The sequence below is a fragment of the Flavobacterium sp. CG_9.10 genome, assembly GCF_015752245.1.
Classification (GTDB): domain Bacteria; phylum Bacteroidota; class Bacteroidia; order Flavobacteriales; family Flavobacteriaceae; genus Flavobacterium.
Genome location: NZ_JADOVD010000005.1, coordinates 212,329 through 234,509, shown reverse-complemented (window position 1 = coordinate 234,509; position 22,181 = coordinate 212,329). Strand labels below are relative to the sequence as shown.

The 22,181-nt window shown below is 34.4% G+C and carries 18 protein-coding genes and 4 tRNA genes; 2 read left to right on the top strand and 20 right to left on the bottom strand.

The window, feature by feature from the left end; translation table 11 throughout:
* Positions 1-285: 285 nt before the first annotated feature.
* Entirely contained in the window at positions 286-1,725 is a 1,440-nt protein-coding gene (locus IWX84_RS06370) for an alpha-amylase (protein WP_196849901.1), read from the top strand.
* A 188-nt stretch (positions 1,726-1,913) separates the two neighbouring features.
* Positions 1,914-3,503 carry a peptide chain release factor 3 gene (locus tag IWX84_RS06365; RefSeq protein WP_196849900.1) on the top strand — a complete coding sequence of 530 codons (1,590 nt, stop codon included), beginning with the start codon at positions 1,914-1,916 and terminating at the stop codon, positions 3,501-3,503.
* Positions 3,504-3,589: 86 nt separating this feature from the next.
* On the opposite strand, the gene IWX84_RS06360 is transcribed toward IWX84_RS06365, so the two are convergent.
* The 20 genes from IWX84_RS06360 to IWX84_RS06265 all read right to left on the bottom strand — a co-directional run bounded on the left by IWX84_RS06360 (position 3,590) and on the right by IWX84_RS06265 (position 22,102).
* Entirely contained in the window at positions 3,590-3,928 is a 339-nt protein-coding gene (locus IWX84_RS06360; RefSeq protein ID WP_196849899.1) for a hypothetical protein, read from the bottom strand.
* Between the two features lie 293 nt (positions 3,929-4,221).
* Entirely contained in the window at positions 4,222-4,533 is a 312-nt protein-coding gene (locus IWX84_RS06355; protein WP_196849898.1) for a DUF3467 domain-containing protein, read from the bottom strand.
* Between the two features lie 3 nt (positions 4,534-4,536).
* Complete coding sequence (gene rpoC / locus IWX84_RS06350) at positions 4,537-8,850, bottom strand: DNA-directed RNA polymerase subunit beta' (RefSeq protein ID WP_196849897.1); 4,314 nt, start codon at positions 8,848-8,850, stop codon at positions 4,537-4,539.
* A gap of 299 nt (positions 8,851-9,149) precedes the next feature.
* On the bottom strand, positions 9,150-12,962 hold the full coding sequence (rpoB, locus tag IWX84_RS06345) for a DNA-directed RNA polymerase subunit beta (RefSeq protein WP_196849896.1): 3,813 nt from the start codon (positions 12,960-12,962) through the stop codon (positions 9,150-9,152).
* 271 nt (positions 12,963-13,233) lie between these two features.
* A complete protein-coding gene (rplL, locus tag IWX84_RS06340) occupies positions 13,234-13,602 on the bottom strand; it encodes a 50S ribosomal protein L7/L12 (RefSeq protein ID WP_039109063.1) in 369 nt (122 codons plus the stop codon).
* Between the two features lie 90 nt (positions 13,603-13,692).
* Positions 13,693-14,205 (bottom strand): 50S ribosomal protein L10, encoded by a 513-nt coding sequence (gene rplJ, locus IWX84_RS06335; protein WP_196849895.1) that lies wholly within the window; start codon positions 14,203-14,205, stop codon positions 13,693-13,695.
* Positions 14,206-14,227: 22 nt separating this feature from the next.
* On the bottom strand, positions 14,228-14,917 hold the full coding sequence (gene rplA / locus IWX84_RS06330) for a 50S ribosomal protein L1 (RefSeq protein WP_066082291.1): 690 nt from the start codon (positions 14,915-14,917) through the stop codon (positions 14,228-14,230).
* A 13-nt stretch (positions 14,918-14,930) separates the two neighbouring features.
* On the bottom strand, positions 14,931-15,368 hold the full coding sequence (gene rplK / locus IWX84_RS06325) for a 50S ribosomal protein L11 (protein WP_035619182.1): 438 nt from the start codon (positions 15,366-15,368) through the stop codon (positions 14,931-14,933).
* Positions 15,369-15,435: 67 nt separating this feature from the next.
* Positions 15,436-15,987: a transcription termination/antitermination protein NusG gene (nusG, locus tag IWX84_RS06320; protein WP_196849894.1), complete on the bottom strand. Its 552-nt coding sequence runs from the start codon at positions 15,985-15,987 to the stop codon at positions 15,436-15,438.
* Between the two features lie 8 nt (positions 15,988-15,995).
* On the bottom strand, positions 15,996-16,193 hold the full coding sequence (secE, locus tag IWX84_RS06315) for a preprotein translocase subunit SecE (RefSeq protein WP_196849893.1): 198 nt from the start codon (positions 16,191-16,193) through the stop codon (positions 15,996-15,998).
* Between the two features lie 18 nt (positions 16,194-16,211).
* A tRNA-Trp gene (locus IWX84_RS06310) sits at positions 16,212-16,282 on the bottom strand.
* Between the two features lie 57 nt (positions 16,283-16,339).
* Positions 16,340-17,527 carry an elongation factor Tu gene (tuf, locus tag IWX84_RS06305; RefSeq protein WP_196849892.1) on the bottom strand — a complete coding sequence of 396 codons (1,188 nt, stop codon included), beginning with the start codon at positions 17,525-17,527 and terminating at the stop codon, positions 16,340-16,342.
* 54 nt (positions 17,528-17,581) lie between these two features.
* A tRNA-Thr gene (locus IWX84_RS06300) sits at positions 17,582-17,653 on the bottom strand.
* A 36-nt stretch (positions 17,654-17,689) separates the two neighbouring features.
* Positions 17,690-17,770: transfer RNA gene (locus IWX84_RS06295), tRNA-Tyr, on the bottom strand.
* 47 nt (positions 17,771-17,817) lie between these two features.
* Positions 17,818-17,891, bottom strand: a tRNA-Thr gene (locus tag IWX84_RS06290).
* Between the two features lie 92 nt (positions 17,892-17,983).
* Complete coding sequence (gene hpf / locus IWX84_RS06285) at positions 17,984-18,286, bottom strand: ribosome hibernation-promoting factor, HPF/YfiA family (RefSeq protein ID WP_196849891.1); 303 nt, start codon at positions 18,284-18,286, stop codon at positions 17,984-17,986.
* A gap of 34 nt (positions 18,287-18,320) precedes the next feature.
* Positions 18,321-19,214 (bottom strand): tyrosine-type recombinase/integrase, encoded by an 894-nt coding sequence (locus IWX84_RS06280; RefSeq protein WP_196849890.1) that lies wholly within the window; start codon positions 19,212-19,214, stop codon positions 18,321-18,323.
* 70 nt (positions 19,215-19,284) lie between these two features.
* Positions 19,285-19,479: a 30S ribosomal protein S21 gene (rpsU, locus tag IWX84_RS06275; protein WP_035670421.1), complete on the bottom strand. Its 195-nt coding sequence runs from the start codon at positions 19,477-19,479 to the stop codon at positions 19,285-19,287.
* Positions 19,480-19,868: 389 nt separating this feature from the next.
* The gene (locus tag IWX84_RS06270; protein WP_196849889.1) at positions 19,869-21,038 is read right to left on the bottom strand and encodes an acyl-CoA dehydrogenase family protein; all 1,170 of its coding nucleotides are present in this window, start codon (positions 21,036-21,038) and stop codon (positions 19,869-19,871) included.
* 176 nt (positions 21,039-21,214) lie between these two features.
* Entirely contained in the window at positions 21,215-22,102 is an 888-nt protein-coding gene (locus tag IWX84_RS06265) for a ComEA family DNA-binding protein (RefSeq protein WP_196849888.1), read from the bottom strand.
* Between the last annotated feature and the right edge of the window lie 79 nt (positions 22,103-22,181).

Below are 22,181 nucleotides of genomic sequence, written 5' to 3'. Positions count from 1 at the left end.
ATTTTTACCCATCGTTATTTGAATTTTGCAACTCTAAATTACGATTATTTTAAGAAGCCATTAATTTGGCTTCTTTTTTATCGGACAACAATGATAAATAATTAGCAATTTAATTAAAATTAGACCTAAAAAATAAATTAAAATTATTTTTTTAGTATATTTTTTTTCATTTTAATATAAAAAAGAATAGTACCACTATTACTTATTAAAGAAAAAAATAAAGTCCTCCTATTTTATCTAATCGCCATTAACCAAATCTATTACCTAACTAAAATTATTAAGTTTATGAAAAAGCAAAATTTTAAAATTTATGCATTAACGGCATTACTTATTGGCCTTTATTCGTGTAATTCAAATGATGATGCAGTAACAGATTCTACAGTAGCAGCTTCGCAATTCAAAGTAATTAATGTAACCCATCATGATGGACATCCGTTCAGTACCGGAGTAACAACTTCCGCAACAGGAAAATATGTTGCAAATCCTGGAGGAGGCGTTATGATGCAGGCATTTTATTGGGATGTCCCTGCCGGTGGAAATTGGTGGAATACAGTTGGCACAAAAGTGACCGAATGGTCAAATGCCGGAATTGGATCAATCTGGTTACCTCCAGCATCTAAAGCCCAGAATGGCGCCTTTTCTATGGGATACGACCCCACTGACTATTTTGATTTTGGAGATTATAATCAAAATGGCTCAATTGAAACACGTTTTGGTTCCAAAACAGAATTAGTAAGCTTAATTACTAAAGCACATACTGAAAACATGCAAGTGTATGCTGATATCGTAATTAATCACAATAGCGGAGGTCAATTAGAAAACAACCCTTTTACAGGAACACAAACGTACACTAATTTTACGGGTGTAGCCTCTGGAAAATTCCCTAGAACCAGTGCCGATTTTTACAAAAACTCTTTCGGAAATAACGACGAAGGTGCATTCGGAGGATTTCCTGATTTATGCCATGCCGCGTCAAATGTTCAGAATTGGTTGTGGTTGAGAACGGATGGCGTAGGTAAATATTACAAAAACACTATGAAATTCGATGGATGGAGATTTGATTATGTAAAAGGTTTTGGTTCATGGGTCATCAACAATTGGAATGCAAACGTTGGTGGTTTCTCCGTTGGAGAATTATGGGATTCAAACGTAAACACATTGAATGATTGGGCAAATAATGCCAACAGTTCCGTCTTTGATTTTGCTTGTTATTACAAAATGAATGATGCTTTTGACGGTAATAATCTTGCCCTGTTGAATGATGACATGATGTGGAAAAGAAACCCTTACAAAGCGGTTACTTTCGTTACCAACCACGATACAGATGAAATTTGGAAAAAAGAATTGGCTTATGCTTATATTTTAACTCATGAAGGATATCCAACTATTTTTTACAGAGATTATGAAGAATGGTTGAATAAAACAAAATTAAACAACTTAATCTGGATTCATAACAACAAAGCAACTGGTACAACTTCAATTTTATATGCGGATAATGATGAGTATGTGGCACGAAGAAATGGATATAATGGAAATCCGGGATTAGTAGTTTACATTAACAATTCATCCGTTTGGCAGGAAAGATGGATTCAGACTAACTGGGTCAATGCACAAATTAAGGATTTTACTGGTAGTTCAACTTGGATACCAACAACTCAAGCAGATAAATGGGTAAAAATTCAGTGTCCGCCAAACGGATATTCTGTTTGGTCTATCAATATGTAAAATATAAATATTCTAGAGGCTGTCTGAAAAGGCAGCCTTCTTTTTTTTTAATCTTAAAACTTCACAATATCAGTTTTGATTTAAAAGTTATCACATTACCGCATTCAAAATTCACATAAGCAATTAAGAGTATACTATTTTTAATTGGCATTTATAAATAGTACTTTTGCAGACTATTTATATTATACATGAGCTTTTTAAAAGAAATACAACGTAGAAGAACTTTTGGGATTATCTCACATCCTGATGCCGGTAAAACAACACTTACTGAAAAACTCCTCCTTTTTGGTGGTGCTATTCAAGAAGCGGGTGCTGTAAAAAACAACAAAATAAAAAAAGGCGCTACCAGTGACTTTATGGAAATTGAACGTCAGAGAGGGATTTCGGTTTCTACATCTGTTTTGGCATTCAATTATAAAAACAAAAAGATAAACATTCTCGATACTCCCGGACACAAGGATTTCGCTGAGGACACTTTTAGAACTTTGACAGCCGTTGATAGCGTTATTGTTGTAATTGATGTAGCCAAAGGTGTGGAGGAACAAACAGAGAAATTAGTAGCGGTTTGTAGGTTGCGCAAAATTCCAATTATTGTATTCATCAATAAGATGGACCGCGAAGGAAAGGATGCTTTTGATCTTATGGACGAAGTGGAGCAAAAACTAGGGCTAAAAGTTACACCTCTTAGTTTTCCGATAGGAATGGGTTATGATTTCCAAGGAATTTACAATTTATGGGAACAAAACATCAACTTATTTAGTGGTGATAACCGTAAAAACATTGAAGAAACTATCGCTTTTTCGGATGTTAAAAATCCTGAATTGGAAAAAATTATCGGACAAAAACCAGCCGATACTTTGCGTGAAGAATTAGAATTAATTGATGAAGTATATCCAAAATTTGATCGTCAAGATTATTTGGACGGAAAATTACAACCCGTATTTTTCGGATCCGCTTTAAATAATTTTGGAGTAAGAGAGTTATTAGATTGTTTTGTTGAAATTGCTCCATCACCAAGACCAAAAGAATCTGAAACACGTTTGGTTGACCCAAAAGAAGAGAAAATGTCTGGTTTTGTTTTCAAAATCCATGCTAATATGGATCCTAAACATAGAGACCGATTAGCGTTTATAAAAATTGTTTCAGGGACTTTCGAAAGAAATAAACCGTATTACCATGTTCGACAAAAAAAGAATTTAAAATTTTCCAGTCCGAATGCCTTTTTTGCCGAAAAGAAAGAGATTGTCGATATATCCTACCCTGGTGACATTGTAGGTTTACACGACACTGGTAATTTTAAAATTGGAGACACTTTGACCGAAGGTGAAATCATGAGTTTTAAAGGAATTCCAAGTTTCTCTCCGGAGCATTTTAGGTATATCAATAATGCGGACCCAATGAAAGCTAAACAACTCGATAAAGGAATTGATCAGCTGATGGATGAAGGTGTTGCGCAATTGTTTACGCTGGAAATGAATAACCGTAAAATCATAGGAACGGTAGGTGCGCTTCAATATGAGGTTATTCAATATCGATTGGAACATGAATATGGTGCAAAATGTACTTATGAAAATTTTCCCGTACACAAAGCGTGTTGGGTAAAACCTAACGATCCAAAAAGTGATGAATTTAAGGAATTTAGAAGAATCAAACAGAAATTCTTGGCCCACGATAAATACGGGCAATTAGTGTTCCTTGCCGATTCTGACTTTACCATTCAAATGACCCAGAATAAATATCCGAATGTTAAATTGTATTTCACATCGGAGTTTGAATAATATTCGAAATATCATTTCTTAAAAAAAACGCTAATTTCACAATTAGCGTTTTTTTTATGTTTTATATAGTTTCTTGAACCTGAAACTTATGCAATTGTGCTTTCTAAATTGATTGCTTTTTTCAAAAATGCTTTAATTAACAAACGATTCGGAGCCATTCCAGAAGTCATAACTTGTTTCTTAGTATTGATTCCTTCTGTTGTTATCGTTCTATTAGGATCTTGTTTAGAACCCATAAACCAAAGCACAAAATTCATATTTGAAGTGTTTTCTTGTTTTGCGATAGTATTTACTTCAAGCGTAGTATTCACAACTTCATTTTTAGTTTGACTAAAAACAGAAACATTACAAAATAAAGCAAACACCACCATTATAAAGATAGTTGTGATTTTATTATTATTGTTTTGTTTAGAAAAGTTGTTCATGGAATATATTATTTTTTTACAAAAGATGATTGTCATCTATTATTTTGAGCGAAACTAGAACTTAAATGCACTAGTAAAAAATATTTCCGATGAACAACTTTTTTATCCGTTAAACTGCAAAATGTGTATTTTTTACATGATAATTCTCGATGTATTCCTGTAAAAATTAAACAAACCAAAACTATTTGGCTTTAGAAAAAGCAATTCACAGATGACAAGAACATCCGAAAAAAATTGGCACAAAAAAAAAGGCTTCCACTGTTGCGGAAGCCTTTTCTATTATTCTATTACAATTAAGCTTGTCCTGCAGGACCAAAATTAAGAGGAATCGGAGGTTGTTCTGTGTCTTTTATTTCGCCATGAGCGACTTCAAAACGGTGAATATTTTCTCCAATAGCCTTCAGTAACCTTTTGGCGTGTTGCGGTGTCAAGACAATTCTTGATTTTACTTTAGCCTTAGGAATACCAGGCATAATACTTACAAAATCTAAAACAAATTCTGAAGAAGAATGATTGATTATTGCCAAGTTGGAATAAATTCCTTCGGCAGTTTTTTCATCCAATTCAATGTTGATTTGCTCTTGTTGTTGATTAGAATTACTCATACCTTAATAAATATATTCTTCTTTATTAGCCATCATATCATTATAATCTTCTTTTGAACCTACAATTGTATTATCATATTCTCTCATACCAGTTCCGGCAGGAATTCTATGACCAACAATTACATTTTCTTTCAATCCTTCTAAGTAATCGATTTTACCTGCAACTGCAGCTTCATTCAATACTTTAGTAGTTTCCTGGAACGATGCAGCAGAAATAAACGATTTTGTTTGAAGCGACGCTCTTGTAATACCTTGTAAAACTGGTGTTGCAGTTGCAGTAACTACTTCACGAGCCACAACAAGATTTTTATCTGTACGTTTCAATAGAGAGTTTTCATCACGCAATTCACGAGGCGTAATAATTTGACCTTCTTTCAATGCACTAGAATCTCCAGCATCTTCAACTACTTTCATACCGTATAATTTATCATTTTGAACGATAAAATCTTTAGTGTGAATTAATTGATCTTCTAAGAATAAAGTATCACCTGGATCCTGTACTCTTACTTTACGCATCATTTGACGTATTACTACTTCAAAGTGTTTGTCGTTGATTTTTACCCCTTGTAGACGGTATACTTCTTGAATTTCATTTACCAAATACTGTTGAACAGCTGCTGGTCCTTGAATTCTTAAAATATCATCTGGAGTAATTGCTCCATCAGATAATGGTACACCTGCTCTTACGAAGTCATTTTCTTGAACTAGAATTTGGCTTGATAATTTAACCAAGTATTTTCTAACATCACCAAATTTAGATTCGATAACGATCTCACGGTTACCTCTTTTGATTTTTCCAAAAGAAACAACACCATCAATCTCAGAAACAACAGCTGGGTTTGAAGGATTACGAGCTTCTAACAACTCTGTAATTCTTGGTAAACCTCCTGTAATATCTCCTGATTTAGAAGAACGACGAGGGATTTTTACCAATACTTTACCTGCTTTAATTTTCTCCCCGTTTTCAACCATCAAGTGGGCTCCAACTGGTAAGTTATAAGAACGAATTAATTCATTGTCTTTACCGTAAACCAATAAAGTTGGAATTAATTTTTTAGCTCTTGATTCAGAAATTACTTTTTCTTGGAAACCAGTTTGCTCATCAATTTCAACCATGAATGATTGACCTTGCTCTAATTCTTCGTAAGCAATTTTACCGGTAAATTCAGAAACGATAACTCCATTATATGGATCCCATTTACAGATTACATCTCCTTTAACAACCGACTGACCGTCTTTAACGAAGATACTTGAACCGTAAGGAATATTATTAGTACTTAATAAAATACCTGTTCTTTCATCAATTAATTTCAATTCCGTAGAACGAGATACTACAATATCAACTGCATTACCTTCACTATCTTCTCCTTTAACAGTTTTTAAATCTTCAATTTCAAGTTTACCATTAAATTTGGTAACGATACTTGACTCTTCAGATATACCACCCGCAACCCCTCCAACGTGGAATGTACGTAATGTTAACTGTGTTCCTGGTTCTCCAATAGATTGAGCTGCAATAACACCAACAGCTTCTCCTCTTTGTGTCATTTTTCCAGTAGCTAAATTTCTACCGTAACATTTTGCACAAATACCTTTCAATGCTTCACAAACAAGTGGTGAACGAACTTCTACTTTCTCAATTGGAGAAGCTTCAATTTGTTTCATCAATGCTTCAGTGATTTGCTCGCCTGAACGTACAAGAATATCATTAGTTAAAGGATTAATTATGTCTTGCAATGCAACACGTCCTAAAATTCTTTCTCCTAAAGTTTCAACTATTTCTTCATTTTTCTTCAATGCTGAAACTTCAACACCTCTAAGTGTACCACAATCATCGATGTTAACAATAACATCTTGAGATACATCATGCAATCTTCTTGTTAAATATCCTGCATCGGCAGTTTTCAATGCCGTATCCGCAAGACCTTTACGCGCACCGTGAGTAGAAATAAAGTACTCAAGGATAGAAAGACCTTCTTTAAAATTAGAAAGAATCGGGTTTTCAATAATTTCACCACCACCAGCAGTAGATTTTTTTGGCTTAGCCATCAAACCACGCATACCGGTTAACTGACGAATTTGTTCTTTGGAACCCCTCGCTCCAGAATCAAGCATCATATACACAGAGTTGAAACCTTGTTGGTCTTCTCTAATGTTTTTCATTGCTAATTCTGTAAGTTGAGCATTCGCTGAAGTCCAAACATCAATAACTTGGTTGTAACGTTCGTTATTAGTAATAAGACCCATGTTATAATTAGCAGAAATCCCTTGAACTTGTTCTCTGGCGTCTGCAATTAATTTTGGTTTTTGTTCTGGAATTCTAATGTCTCCAAGTGAGAATGACAAACCACCTTTAAAGGCAAATTTGTAACCCATGTCTTTCATGTTATCCAAGAAAGCAGCAGTTGTAGGCACATCAGTAGAACTTAAAACGTGTCCAATAATGTCTCTAAGATTTTTCTTAGTCAATACATCATTGATATATCCAGCTGCTTCCGGTACTACTTCATTAAATAATACACGTCCTGCAGTTGTTTTTATGATTTGGTAAACTAAGTCACCTGCTTCATTAAAGTGTTTTGCTCTAATTCTTACAGAAGCATTCAATTCTAATCTACCTTCATTCAAAGCAATATTTACTTCTTCAGCAGAATAAAAAGTGATTCCTTCTCCTAAAATCTTAAGCTCAGGAGTTGATAAACGTTCTTTGGTCATATAATATAGACCCAAAACCATATCCTGAGAAGGTACCGTAATTGGAGCACCATTTGCAGGATTCAAGATATTGTGAGAACCCAACATTAACAATTGAGCTTCCAAAATAGCTTCTGGTCCTAACGGTAAGTGAACTGCCATTTGATCCCCATCAAAATCCGCATTAAATGCAGTACAAACTAAAGGGTGCAATTGGATTGCTTTTCCTTCAATTAATTTTGGTTGAAATGCTTGGATACCTAATCTGTGCAAAGTAGGAGCACGATTCAGTAATATTGGGTGACCTTTGATTACATTTTCAAGGATATCCCAAACTACAGGCTCTTTCTTATCTATTATTTTCTTAGCTGATTTTACCGTTTTTACAATTCCTCTTTCTATCAATTTACGGATAACGAAAGGTTTGTATAATTCGGCAGCCATATCTTTAGGGATACCACACTCAGATAATTTCAATTCAGGTCCAACAACAATTACCGAACGAGCAGAATAATCCACACGTTTTCCAAGTAAATTTTGACGGAAACGTCCTTGTTTACCTTTAAGGGAATCAGATAAAGATTTTAATGGTCTGTTTGATTCTGTTTTTACTGCAGATGCTTTACGAGTATTATCGAAAAGTGAATCTACAGATTCCTGCAACATACGTTTTTCGTTTCTTAAGATAACTTCTGGAGCTTTAATCTCCATTAATCTTTTCAAACGGTTGTTACGTATAATTACACGACGGTATAAATCATTCAAATCTGAAGTTGCAAAACGACCTCCATCAAGTGGCACAAGTGGACGTAATTCTGGTGGAATAACTGGTACCACTTTCATAATCATCCATTCAGGACGATTCTCACGGTTCAAGTTAGACTCACGGAAAGATTCCACAACTTGTAACCTTTTTAATGCTTCCGTTTTACGTTGTTTAGACGTTTCATTATTAGCGTTATGTCTCAATTGGTAAGACAATTGATCTAAATCAATTCTTGCTAATAAATCCATAATACACTCTGCTCCCATTTTGGCAACAAATTTATTAGGATCAAAATCATCAAGATACTGGTTGTCAGCAGGAAGAGTGTCTAAAATATTTAAATATTCTTCTTCTGTCAAAAAGTCTAATCTTTGTACTGATTCACCTTCTGCATTTTTAGCGATACCTGCTTGGATTACTACGTATCTTTCGTAGTAGATAATCATGTCTAATTTCTTAGAAGGAAGTCCAAGGATATAACCAATTTTATTTGGAAGAGAACGGAAATACCAGATATGAGCAATTGGCACAACAAGATTGATGTGACCTACTCTGTCTCTACGTACTTTTTTCTCAGTAACTTCAACACCACAACGGTCACAGATGATTCCTTTGTAACGTATTCTTTTATATTTACCACAAGCACATTCAAAATCTTTTACTGGTCCGAAAATACGTTCACAGAAAAGTCCATCACGCTCTGGTTTGTGCGTTCTGTAGTTGATAGTTTCAGGCTTTAATACTTCACCTCTTGATTCTTTCAAGATAGATTCAGGAGAAGCAAGTCCTATTGAGATTTTATTAAACCTTTTTACAGGGTTTTTATCTTTATTGTTATTATTTCTATTATTCATCATAGTTTTTACTATTGATTTATTTGCAATTAAAAATTGATTCTTGTTTAAGTCGAAAGTTTGAAAGTCGAAGGTCGAAAGCCGCTGACGACTTTAAGACTTTAATACATTTGACTTGCGACTATTAACAGTACCTCGAATTACTTCTCTAAACTTCAAATAAAAATTTTGAAGTGCTATTTACAAAACCTATTGGTTTAAATAAAAAATCGGAACGGGTTACGGGTATAAATCCTAAAAACCTTTATAAATGCCAAAGTAGAGACGCGAATAATCGCGTCTCTACAGTGACAAATTATTATTTATTCTTCTAAACGAATGTCAAGTCCAAGACCTTTCAATTCATGCATTAATACGTTGAATGATTCAGGTAATCCTGGTTCTGGCATAGATTCACCCTTAACGATTGCTTCGTAAGTTTTAGCTCTACCGATAACATCATCAGACTTCACAGTCAAGATTTCTCTCAGCGTACTTGATGCTCCATAAGCCTCAAGTGCCCAAACTTCCATCTCTCCAAAACGTTGGCCTCCAAATTGAGCTTTACCCCCAAGTGGTTGTTGAGTAATCAACGAGTATGGACCTATAGAACGTGCGTGCATTTTATCGTCAACCATATGTCCAAGTTTCAACATGTAGATAACTCCTACTGTTGCCGCTTGATGGAAACGCTCTCCTGTACCACCATCATATAAATGTGTATGTCCAAAACGTGGCACTCCAGCTTCGTCAGTCAATTCATTAATTTGGTCTAAAGTTGCTCCGTCAAAAATTGGTGTAGCAAATTTTCTACCCAAATTCTGTCCAGCCCAACCAAGAACTGTTTCATAAATCTGACCAATGTTCATACGCGAAGGTACACCTAATGGGTTCAACACGATATCAACTGGCGTTCCGTCTTCAAGGAAAGGCATATCTTCATGACGAACAATACGAGCAACAATACCTTTGTTACCGTGACGTCCTGCCATTTTATCCCCAACTTTCAGTTTACGTTTCTTAGCAATATAAATTTTAGCTAATTTCAAAATTCCTGCTGGCAATTCATCACCAACTGTAATTGTGAATTTCTCTCTACGTAATGCCCCTTGTAAATCGTTCAATTTAATTTTATAGTTATGAATTAAATCATTAACCATTTTATTAGTTGCATCATCAGCAACCCATTGACCTTTACTTAAGTGAGCAAAATCTTCAACAGCATAAAGCATTTTTTGAGTATATTTTTTACCTTTTGGTAAAACTTCTTCACCCAAATCATTCATTACACCTTGAGAGGTTTTTCCGTTTACAATCAAGAAAAGTTTTTCAACTAATTTGTCTTTCAATTCAACAAATTTAACTTCAAACTCCATTTCAAGCGCTCCTAAAGCATCCTTGTCTTGTGTACGTTTACGTTTATCTTTTACTGCTCTTGCGAACAATTTTTTATCTAAAACAACACCGTGTAAAGATGGTGATGCTTTTAACGAAGCATCTTTCACATCACCTGCTTTATCCCCGAAGATTGCACGAAGCAATTTTTCTTCCGGAGTAGGATCTGATTCCCCTTTTGGAGTAATTTTTCCGATAAGAATATCACCAGGTTTAACCTCGGCTCCAATTCTAATCATACCATTTTCATCTAAATCTTTAGTAGCTTCTTCAGAAACGTTTGGTATATCATTCGTTAATTCTTCGTTACCTAATTTAGTATCTCTAACTTCTAATGAATAATCATCAACGTGAATAGAGGTAAAAATATCGTCACGAACTACTTTTTCAGAAATTACAATCGCATCCTCAAAGTTGTATCCTTTCCATGGCATAAATGCAACTTTGAGGTTTCTACCTAAAGCTAATTCACCATTTTGAGTCGCATAACCTTCTGACAATACTTGTCCAGGAACCACTCTATCCCCTTTTCTAACGATAGGTTTTAGATTGATACTTGTACCTTGATTGGTTTTTCTAAATTTAATTAGATTGTATGTTTTTTCATCAGGCTCAAAACTTACCATTCTTTCTTCCTCAGAACGATCGTATTTGATAGTGATAATATTTGCATCTACATATTCAATAACTCCATCTCCTTCTGAGTTAATTAAAACTCTAGAATCAGAAGCAACTTGACGCTCTAAACCAGTTCCAACAATTGGAGCTTCAGGACGAATTAATGGTACGGCCTGACGCATCATGTTAGATCCCATCAAGGCTCTATTCGCATCATCATGTTCTAAGAAAGGAATCAAAGAAGCTGAGATAGAAGCAATTTGGTTTGGAGCAACATCGGTATAATCTACTCTTGTTGGTTCAATTACTGGGAAATCACCTTCTTGACGTGCAATTACGTCTTCGGCAGTAATTTTTCCAGTAGCATCCATTTGAATGTTTGCCTGAGCAATCATCATTCCTTCTTCTTCTTCTGCGCTTAAGTAAACTGGAGTAGAAACTAAATCTACAGTTCCATTAGTTACTTTACGGTAAGGCGTTTCGATGAAACCCATTCCGTTTACTTTAGCATAAACACCTAGAGATGAAATCAAACCAATGTTTGGTCCCTCTGGAGTTTCAATTGGACATAAACGTCCGTAATGCGTATAGTGAACGTCACGTACCTCAAAACCTGCTCTTTCTCTCGAAAGTCCACCTGGTCCTAGTGCAGATAATCTTCTCTTGTGTGTTATCTCCGCTAGTGGATTCGTTTGATCCATAAACTGAGACAACTGGTTTGTTCCAAAGAAAGAGTTGATAACAGATGATAATGTTTTAGCATTAATCAAATCTATTGGTGTAAACACCTCGTTATCTCTAACGTTCATACGCTCTCTAATGGTTCTGGCCATACGAGCTAAACCAACACCGAATTGTTGAGACAATTGTTCTCCAACTGTTCTAACACGACGGTTTGATAAGTGATCAATATCATCAATCTCTGCTTTAGAGTTGATTAATTCAATCAAATATTTTACAATGGTAATGATATCTTCTTTGGTAAGCACTTGCTTTTCCATTGGAATATCTAAACCAAGTTTTTTATTCATTCTATAACGACCTACTTCACCTAAGTTGTAACGTTGATCAGAGAAGAATAATTTATCTATAATACCACGAGCAGTTTCTTCATCAGGCGGTTCTGCGTTACGCAATTGTCTGTAGATATGCTCAACAGCTTCTTTTTCAGAATTTGTTGGATCTTTTTGAAGCGTATTGTGAATGATGGCATAATCCCCTTGATTAGCATCTTCCTTATGCAACAAAATAGATTTAACGTTAGAATCAATGATTTCTTCCACATTATCTTTATCGATAATTGTATCTCTATCAAGGATTATTTCGTTACGTTCGATAGAAACTACTTCACCAGTATCTTCATCTACGAAATCTTCATGCCATGTATTCAATACACGAGCAGCTAATTTTCTACCGATATATTTTTTAAGTCCTGTTTTAGATACTTTAATTTCCTCTGCAAGATCGAAAATCTCTAGGATATCCTTGTCTCTTTCGAATCCAATTGCACGGAATAAAGTAGTTACAGGTAATTTTTTCTTTCTGTCAATATAAGCATACATTACGCTGTTTATATCTGTAGAAAATTCTATCCAAGAACCTTTAAAAGGAATTACCCTAGCAGAATATAATTTTGTTCCATTTGCATGGAATGATTGACCAAAGAAAACACCTGGTGATCTGTGTAATTGAGAAACAACTACACGCTCAGCACCATTAATAACAAAGGTACCGCTTGGTGTCATATAAGGAATCGTACCAAGATATACATCTTGAACAATTGTTTCAAAATCCTCATGTTCTGGATCTGTACAATACAGTTTTAACCTTGCTTTTAAAGGCACACTATAAGTAAGACCTCTTTCTATACATTCTTGAATTGTGTAACGTGGGGGATCTACAAAATAATCAAGAAATTCTAATACAAAATTGTTTCTTGTATCAGTAATAGGGAAGTTTTCCATGAAGGTATTGTAAAGCCCTTCGTCGCCTCTTTCGTCAGATTTAGTTTCTAATTGAAAAAAATCTTTAAACGATTTAACCTGAACATCTAGAAAATCTGGATAGTCAGGAATATTTTTAGTAGAGGCAAAATTCAATCTTTCAGTCTGATTTGTTAGCATCAATTGACAAAATTTTGATTAAAAAAGTAATTTTTTTGTGTAAATATTGTTTATTTACACTTTTCTTTTACAACCATTACATCTTTAAAAACCAATTTAAGATAACTACTTTCTTATTATCTGTTAATTTTTTTTCCTCGTAATGGGTAAAATGAATTATTTTAAAAGACTAATATGTACTTATACAAGGTAGACTTTTGTTATACGAAAAATGGTTTAGGTCTTGGATATATATCCAAAGACCTAAACCTAGTTCTCAAAAAGAGTTAAACTATTTAAGCTCAACCTCAGCTCCAGCTTCTTCTAAAGATTTTTTAAGCCCTTCAGCTTCTTCTTTAGAAACACCTTCTTTTACATTACTTGGTGCGCTATCAACTACATCTTTAGCTTCTTTCAAACCTAAACCTGTAAGTTCTTTAACTAATTTTACAACTGCTAATTTAGAAGCACCTGCTGCTTTTAATACCACTGTAAATTCTGTTTGAACATCTTCAGCAGCAGCTTCACCACCACCAGAAACTACTACAGCTGCAGCAGCTGGTTCGATACCGTATTCATCTTTTAATATTGTTGCTAATTCGTTAACTTCTTTTACTGTAAGGTTAACTAATTGTTCTGCGAATTGTTTCAAATCTGCCATTTTTTCTATCGTTTTAAAATGATTTGTAAAAATATAATTTATTTATTGTGCGCTTTTTTAAATAAAAACTAGAGCAAAACTCTATTTTTATTATGCTTCTACTTCTTCTGAAGCCTCTTCGCTTTTTGCGAATTGGTTTTGAAGAGCAGAAATAACTCTTTGAGCTGGTGATTGAAGCAATCCAATGATTTCGCCGATAAGCTCTTCTTTAGATTTAATAGTTGCTAATGCATCTAATTGATCATCTCCAATATAAACTTCAGCATTAACATAAGCTCCCTTTAATATAGGTGTAGCCGACTTTTTTCTGAAATCTTTAATTATTTTTCCAGGTGCATTAGCAATCTCCGAAATGAAGATAGCGCTGTTTCCAGTCAATACAGATGGAAGCTCACCAAATTCTTTATCAGAAGCTTCCATTGCTTTTGCAAGCAAAGTGTTCTTTACAACCTCTAATTTAATACCTGCTTTAAAACAAGCTCTTCTCAAGTTTGAAGTAGTTTCTGCATTCATTCCAGAAATATCAGATACATAAACAATGTTTGTACCGGCTAACTGTGCAGTTAAAACTTCAATCGCGATTGATTTTTCTTCTCTAGTCATACTAAAAATTTTTAACTACCAATTATACTGCTTTAGGATCCAATGCAATTGCAGGACTCATTGTGCTAGTTAGGTAAATACTTTTGATGTAAGTTCCTTTAGCCGCAGTTGGTTTAAGTTTGATTAATGTTTGAATAATTTCGTGAGCATTGTCAATAATTTGTTCAGTTCCAAAAGAAACTTTACCAATTCCTGCATGCACTATACCAGTTTTATCAACTTTAAAGTCAATTTTACCAGCTTTTACCTCTGCAACAGCTTTTGCAACATCCATAGTTACAGTACCTGTTTTAGGGTTAGGCATTAAACCTCTAGGTCCTAATATACGACCTAATGGACCTAATTTACCCATAACAGAAGGCATCGTGATGATTACATCAACATCTGTCCAACCGTCTTTGATTTTTTGTAAATAATCGTCAAGACCTACAAAGTCCGCTCCTGCTGCCAAAGCTTCCGCTTCTTTGTCTGGAGTAACCAATGCTAATACTTTAACGTCTTTACCAGTTCCATGAGGTAATGTTACCACACCTCTAACCATTTGATTCGCTTTTCTTGGATCTACACCCAAACGAACTGCGATATCAACAGACTCATCAAATTTTGCAGAAGCAACTACTTTTATCAATGCCGCAGCATCTTTAAGAGAATATAGTTTGTTCTTTTCAATTTTTGAAGCAGCCTCTTTTTGCTTTTTTGTCAATTTTGCCATGTCTTTCTCTTAATTAAAAAGGAGAATCTCCTGATACAGTTATACCCATAGATCTAGCTGTTCCAGCAACCATACTCATTGCAGACTCCATAGTGAATGCATTTAAGTCTGGCATCTTGTCTTCAGCAATAGCTCTAATTTGTTCCCAAGTAACACTAGCTACTTTTTTACGATTAGGCTCACCAGAACCAGATTTTAGCTTTGCAGCTTCCATTAACTGAACTGCTGCTGGAGGAGTTTTTACAACAAAATCAAATGATTTGTCTTTATACACAGTAATTTGTACTGGGCATATTTTGCCGGGTTTATCTTGAGTTCTAGCATTAAATTGCTTGCAAAACTCCATGATGTTTACCCCAGCAGCTCCTAAAGCAGGTCCAACCGGTGGCGATGGATTCGCAGCACCTCCCTTAACTTGTAGTTTAACTACCTTACTAATTTCTTTAGCCATTTTTTAAAAAATTTAACACCATAATCATTGGAAGCGATTATGATGGATATTATAGATGTAACAAAAATTATACTTTTTCAACTTGCATAAAACTTAATTCTAATGGTGTTTTTCTTCCGAAAATCTTAACCATTACTTCAAGTTTACGCTTTTCTTCATTTATTTTTTCAACGGTACCGTTGAAACCGTTAAATGGACCATCAACAACTTTTATAGTTTCTCCTATATTGAATGGGATAGAACGAGTGTCCGTATTAACAGCCAACTCATCCACTTTACCTAACATTCTGTTGACTTCAGAAACTCTCAATGGAACAGGCTCACCATTTTTGGTTTCACCTAAAAAACCAATAACACTTGTTATAGACTTAATAATATGAGGTATTTCTCCAATTAGGTTTGCTTCAATCATTACGTAACCAGGAAAATAAACTTTATCCTTGATTATTTTTTTCCCTTCCTTAACAGTAACCACTTTTTCAGTAGGAACCAGAACTTGCGAAACATAATCACCCATCCCTAATCTTGCGATCTCAGTTTCGATGTATGCTTTCACTTTATTCTCTTGTCCACTTACTGCTCTAACGACATACCACTTTTTTATACTATTATCTGCCATAACAAAAATTATGCTTTTATCCAGTTAAAAAATCCAGCTAAGGCTTTGGCGAAAATTTCATCAACTCCCCATGTTGCCAAAGCGAATACTACTGAAAAGACAGCCACAATAATTGTTAGACGTTGTACTTCAGCCCACTCAGGCCAAGTTACATTTGACTTTAATTCTTCGAATGCATCCGATATATAATTAACAACTTTTGCCATTATGATTTAGTTTATTTGCACGGGCGGAGGGATTCGAACCCCCATCAACGGTTTTGGAGACCGCTATTCTACCCTTGAACTACGCCCGTTTGTTAAAAGCCAGCAACAACCTAGGCGTCACTGGCTTTATAATTTATTTAATAGGATTAAGCTACTATCTCAGTTACCTGACCAGCACCTACTGTTCTACCACCTTCACGGATAGCAAAACGTAAACCAACATTTAATGCAATTGCACTAAGCAATACTACATCAATAGTTAAGTTATCCCCAGGCATAACCATTTCTACACCTGCTGGCAAAGTAATGATACCTGTTACGTCAGTTGTACGTACGTAAAACTGTGGACGGTAATTATTGTGAAATGGTGTGTGACGACCACCTTCTTCTTTTTTCAAGATATAAACCTCCGCTTTAAAAGTAGCGTGTGGTTTAACTGAACCTGGCTTACAAATAACCATTCCTCTTTTGATGTCTTCTTTTTGAATACCTCTTAAAAGAATACCTACGTTATCTCCAGCTTCTCCTCTATCAAGGATTTTACGGAACATCTCAACTCCAGTAATAGTAGAAGTTAATTTTTCAGCTCCCATACCAATGATTTCAACTGGATCTCCTGTATTAGCAACTCCTGTTTCGATACGACCTGTAGCAACAGTTCCACGACCAGTAATTGAGAATACATCTTCAACAGGCATTAAGAAAGGTTTTGCAACATCTCTTATTGGCTCTTCGATCCAAGAATCTACAGCTTCCATCAATTCAAGAATTTTTGGTACCCAAACTGGATCATTGTTCAATCCACCTAAAGCAGAACCTTGAACAACTGGACCATTATCTCCATCATATTCATAGAAAGATAACAAGTCTCTGATTTCCATCTCAACTAATTCAAGTAATTCCTCATCATCAACCATATCCACTTTATTCATGAATACAACCATTCTAGGAATACCAACCTGACGACCTAAAAGGATATGCTCACGTGTTTGTGGCATTGGTCCATCAGTAGCAGCAACAACAAGAATAGCACCATCCATTTGAGCAGCTCCAGTAACCATGTTCTTTACGTAATCCGCGTGACCTGGACAGTCAACGTGAGCGTAATGACGATTAGCAGTTTCATACTCAACGTGTGATGTATTAATTGTAATACCTCTTTCTTTTTCTTCTGGTGCATTATCAATTTGATCAAATGATTTTGCTTGACAGTAACCAGCATCAGATAACACTTTAGTTATCGCTGCAGTTAATGTAGTTTTTCCGTGATCCACGTGCCCAATTGTACCAATGTTTAAGTGGGGCTTGTTACGGTTAAAGGTTTCTTTTGCCATTTTACTTAATTTTTAATCTAGTTATATATTTAATTTCAATCTCCTACTTACTTGAGCCAATGTCGGGAATTGAACCCGAGACCTCTTCCTTACCAAGGAAGCACTCTACCCCTGAGCTACACCGGCAGAGTTTTAAACTTTAGATTTTCAAATCTAAATTTGTGGGGAGAGCAGGATTCGAACCTGCGAAGTTTACACAGCAGATTTACAGTCTGCCCTCGTTGGCCGCTTGAGTATCTCCCCTCTTTTCTTATTTTATTTCAACCTATCAAAACCTCAGTTTTATTTTGAGCCGGCGGAGGGACTCGAACCCACGACCTGCTGATTACAAATCAGCTGCTCTAGCCAACTGAGCTACGCTGGCAAAATCAACAAAAAAAGTCCGCTATTTCTAACGGACTGCAAATGTATAGATTTTATCTCTCAATCAAAACATTTTTTAATAAAAAATTCATATTATATCTGCTCTCTTATTTTTTCTTTCTTTTTTACCAATAATCGCTCCAGAGATTCTATCGAAAGATCCACCGCCTCTTCAAAAGTTTTGCACTGCTTTTTCACCAAAAAATCATCGCCTGGAATATTTAATTTTATCTCGGCACATTTATTTTCCTTAACACTTGTCTTTTCAACTTTCAAAAAAACATCTGCTGATACTACTTTGTCATAGTACTTTTCTAATTTATCCATTCTTTCTTGAACAAAATCTACTAGCTTTTTGTCAACTGTAAAGTTAACTGCATGAATACTTACCTTCATAATCATTTTTTTTAATAGTTAAACACTTCATGAATTATTTTTTATTCCTTGGATGCGTCTCTTGGTACACTTTTTTTAGTTCAGACAAACTGTTATGCGTATAAATTTGAGTTGATGCCAGACTTGAATGACCTAACAATTCTTTCACTGAATTTAAATCGGCCCCATTGTTTAATAAATGAGTTGCAAACGTATGCCTCAATATATGCGGGCTTTTTTTTACCTTCTCTGACACTGTACTAAAGTAGGTATTTATTAATCGATACACAAAGGAATCGTTTAATTTTAACCCTTTTTTTGTGAGAAAAAAATATTCACTATCAACAATGGATTCCAGACACAATCGCTCTCTTACATACAACGAGAATTGCTCTGTAATTATTGGCAAAACGGGAAGTATTCTTTCTTTATTTCTTTTACCAAGCACCTTGATTGTATGACCAGACAAATTAACATTGCTAATTTTAATGTGAATCAACTCCGTTCTACGCATTCCTGTAGTGTAAAATAAATCTATGATAAGCTTATTTCTAATTTCTTCAAAACCTACAGGACTTTGCATATGGACTAACACATCCAATACTTCTTTTTCAGAAAACGGAATTTGCAATATCTTTGGAGTCTTAAGCGCTTTATGCTTTAACAAAGGACTGACATCTATCTGTTTTATTTTCAATAGAAATTTATAAAATGCTTTTAGGGAAGCAATTTTTCTATTGACGGAGACATTTGACAAATTAGCATCCACAAGCGAAACAATCCAATTTCTAATTTGGCTGTAATTCACCTGCTCAACGTTTTCCTGATTAAAATGAAGTTTGTTGAATGTTTCGAAGTATATTAAATCATTCAAATACGCATTTACGGTATGTGGAGAATATTTTTTCTCCAATTGTAGATAATCTCGAAATGCGTCTTTAGTATTCATAAAAAAACCGTTAGCATCAAAGTTATAAAACTTTTAATGACTAACGGTAATTTATTTTAATAGATATTGACTAACTCTCTAAGTTATCTCTCATATTTTGGATATAAGCCGCTTTTTGAATTTTGATTCTATTTGTAACTGAAGGCTTAATAAAAGCAGTACGTGCTCTTAGTTGACGAACAGTTCCTGTTTTATCAAATTTTCTTTTGTAGCGTTTTAACGCTCTATCGATATTTTCTCCGTCTTTAATTGGTATAATTAACATAATATAGACACCCCCTTTCTTTAAGTGTGCAAAAGTAAACATTATTTTGACTTATGACTTATGAATTGTCAATTTATTTTTGGTGTGCCGGCAAATACACTATTTAATTCCAAAACAACATTCCGTTTTGCCGTCAGGCTATTCGTTGCAATCTTGTACTCCGCAAGGCTTCGTAAAAGGATTTTCACTACTATCCTTCACACAAAAAAAGAGTCAATAACAAATTGACTCTTTTTTAAAATTTATGATTTCTTACACTTTCAATAAATCCCATACAAGCACTGCTTGTAAAACATTAGCAATTTAATAGATTGTATCAAGTTCAAAACAAACCAATATAACATAAAAACATGTGGTCATCAATGATTTTTTTTATTTTGATTGTGCTACTATTTCACCGCTGGCTTATAATCCTGTTTATCAATTATCATTTTTGCTAATATCTCCTTAAGAATTTCCGAAGTTCCACCTCCGATTGGTCCTAAGCGACTGTCTCTAAACAAACGTGCTAAAGGATATTCTTCCATATAACCATAACCTCCCAGCATTTGTAAACAACTGTAAATTGTTTCATCGGCAACTTTCGTAGATTTTAATTTAGCCATAGTTGCCTCTTTAACTACATATTCTCCTTTGTCTAATCGCGCTACAGCAGCATAATTAAAGACTTTACAATGCTCTACTTCTGTTGCATGTTCAACTATGGTATGTCTCAAGGCCTGAAACTTATTTATTTTTTTTCCAAAAGCCTCGCGATGCGACATGTATTCAATTGTATAATCAATTGCATACTCCGCTCTTGCATGAGCATTTATAGCCATAATCAAACGCTCCAAAGCAAAATGTTGCATAATATATGGAAACCCTTTTCCTTCTTCTCCCATCAAATTCTCTACCGGAATTTCCACGTTATCAAATGCTATTTCTGCAGTATCTGAAGCTCTCCAACCTAACTTATCAAGTTTAACAGCAGAAACACCTTTCAAGTTGCTATCCATCAAAAAGATACTTATTCCTTTATTCCCAAGCTCAGGACTTGTTTTTGCAGCAACAATGTAATAGTCTGCATAAATACCGTTCGTAATGAATGTTTTAGAACCATTGATAATATATTTATCTCCTTTTCTTACTGCATTAGTACGCATACCAGCAACATCACTACCGCCAAATGGTTCTGTTATACACAACGCACCTATTTTTTCCCCAGCAATACTTGGAGCTAAATAATCTTGTTTTATTCTTTCGTCACCTTCTGCGTTCAAATGGGTCATAGCTAAATAAGAATGTGCCCACATAGCAGCCGCAAAACCAGATGATTTAATTTTTTGAAGTTCTTCTAAAAAAATAACGGTATAAAATAAATCTAAATTCAATCCTCCATAAGCCTCCGGATAGCCTATTCCGAAAAAGCCCATTTCTCCAAACTTTTTCCATATAAAGCGTTCAATAGCGCCTGTTTTCTCCCATTTTTCAATATGAGGCACGACTTCTTTTTGTAAAAAATCTTTTAAACTGTTTCTAAATGATTGATGTTCTTCTGTAAAATAAATTGAATTCATATAACTAGTATTTTCTTTAACAAATTTAAGTGATTGAAACAAAAAGCAGCAGCTTTCTATTTCAGATATAAGTTTTTTTGAGTTTCACAATAAAGCGACAGTTTTAAAAAAAATGTACAACAAAACATCCATTTTGCAGTAATTTAAACAATTTTAATGCAGCAAATTATAAACTTCTAATTAAAGTCCAAATATAAGGCAATTATCTTTGCTTTATCAACAGAAAAACCCTTAATTTTTGTTAAATCCTCAATATTTTTAATATCTCCGTTCATACTTCTATACGTTACAATTTCTTTTGCCAACGGGTATCTGAAATAAGAAAATTGAGAAAGTTCCTTTAATGAAGCGTTATTAATATCTATTTTTTTAATTTTTGGTTGCGCTAAAACTTTGAAATGAGTATTCAAGTTGGCAATAACCTCAGGAGATAATCCCCAAACGTCATTCATCTGTTCCATAGAAACAAAACCTCCAAGACTTTCTTTTAGCTTTAAAATACGAAGTGAAATAGCCTCTCCTATTCCGTATATTTTTATTAGATTTTCCTGTGTAGCCTCATTGATATCGATAAAGACTATTTTTTCCTTTTTGGTGAAAGCCATATTTGGATATTTTTCATAGACTTTAAACTGTTTTTTATTATTAACCCAATCCGGAAACTTGAAAAACGGAGCCATCACATTTAACAAAGAATCAGAAATTTGTGTTACCTGCTGAAATTCTTTAGACGAATTAACGTATTTATTTTCTTTTCTAAAAGCAAAAAGTCGATCTAATTCTTTAACAGACATTCCCAGTTTGTATCCTTTATAGTCTGTGATGAAATTTGGATTAAAAAGATAAATTTTAGGAGATTCGGTTTTACGATCCATTTTCATGGAATCAATTTGAGATTGAAGTGACAGCCATTTCCGTTTCTCTGGAAAGTCTTTTGCCAAAACACTAAAATCAACATAAAAATAAAGCAGCTGTAAAACGACAATAATTGCAACTAATACAAAAATACCTTTACGTTGCTCTCGTGTAAAATTAAAATATTCATTTATTGTATTAAATGCCATTCGAATTAATTAAATCTAACAAATTGATTTTTGCGAACTTTAAAAATAGGAAATATTTTAGGACTCACCAATCACTTTA

Excerpts from the sequence above, each read along its gene's own strand:
- IWX84_RS06370 (WP_196849901.1), top strand. The coding sequence starts at position 286 with ATGAAAAAGCAAAATTTTAAAATTTATGCATTAACGGCATTACTTATT.
- IWX84_RS06365 (WP_196849900.1), top strand. The coding sequence starts at position 1,914 with ATGAGCTTTTTAAAAGAAATACAACGTAGAAGAACTTTTGGGATTATC.
- IWX84_RS06360 (WP_196849899.1), bottom strand. The coding sequence starts at position 3,928 with ATGAACAACTTTTCTAAACAAAACAATAATAATAAAATCACAACTATC.
- IWX84_RS06355 (WP_196849898.1), bottom strand. The coding sequence starts at position 4,533 with ATGAGTAATTCTAATCAACAACAAGAGCAAATCAACATTGAATTGGAT.
- rpoC (WP_196849897.1), bottom strand. The coding sequence starts at position 8,850 with ATGATGAATAATAGAAATAATAACAATAAAGATAAAAACCCTGTAAAA.
- rpoB (WP_196849896.1), bottom strand. The coding sequence starts at position 12,962 with ATGCTAACAAATCAGACTGAAAGATTGAATTTTGCCTCTACTAAAAAT.
- rplL (WP_039109063.1), bottom strand. The coding sequence starts at position 13,602 with ATGGCAGATTTGAAACAATTCGCAGAACAATTAGTTAACCTTACAGTA.
- rplJ (WP_196849895.1), bottom strand. The coding sequence starts at position 14,205 with ATGACTAGAGAAGAAAAATCAATCGCGATTGAAGTTTTAACTGCACAG.
- rplA (WP_066082291.1), bottom strand. The coding sequence starts at position 14,917 with ATGGCAAAATTGACAAAAAAGCAAAAAGAGGCTGCTTCAAAAATTGAA.
- rplK (WP_035619182.1), bottom strand. The coding sequence starts at position 15,368 with ATGGCTAAAGAAATTAGTAAGGTAGTTAAACTACAAGTTAAGGGAGGT.
- nusG (WP_196849894.1), bottom strand. The coding sequence starts at position 15,987 with ATGGCAGATAATAGTATAAAAAAGTGGTATGTCGTTAGAGCAGTAAGT.
- secE (WP_196849893.1), bottom strand. The coding sequence starts at position 16,193 with ATGGCAAAAGTTGTTAATTATATATCGGATGCATTCGAAGAATTAAAG.
- tuf (WP_196849892.1), bottom strand. The coding sequence starts at position 17,527 with ATGGCAAAAGAAACCTTTAACCGTAACAAGCCCCACTTAAACATTGGT.
- hpf (WP_196849891.1), bottom strand. The coding sequence starts at position 18,286 with ATGAAGGTAAGTATTCATGCAGTTAACTTTACAGTTGACAAAAAGCTA.
- IWX84_RS06280 (WP_196849890.1), bottom strand. The coding sequence starts at position 19,214 with ATGAATACTAAAGACGCATTTCGAGATTATCTACAATTGGAGAAAAAA.
- rpsU (WP_035670421.1), bottom strand. The coding sequence starts at position 19,479 with ATGTTAATTATACCAATTAAAGACGGAGAAAATATCGATAGAGCGTTA.
- IWX84_RS06270 (WP_196849889.1), bottom strand. The coding sequence starts at position 21,038 with ATGAATTCAATTTATTTTACAGAAGAACATCAATCATTTAGAAACAGT.
- IWX84_RS06265 (WP_196849888.1), bottom strand. The coding sequence starts at position 22,102 with ATGGCATTTAATACAATAAATGAATATTTTAATTTTACACGAGAGCAA.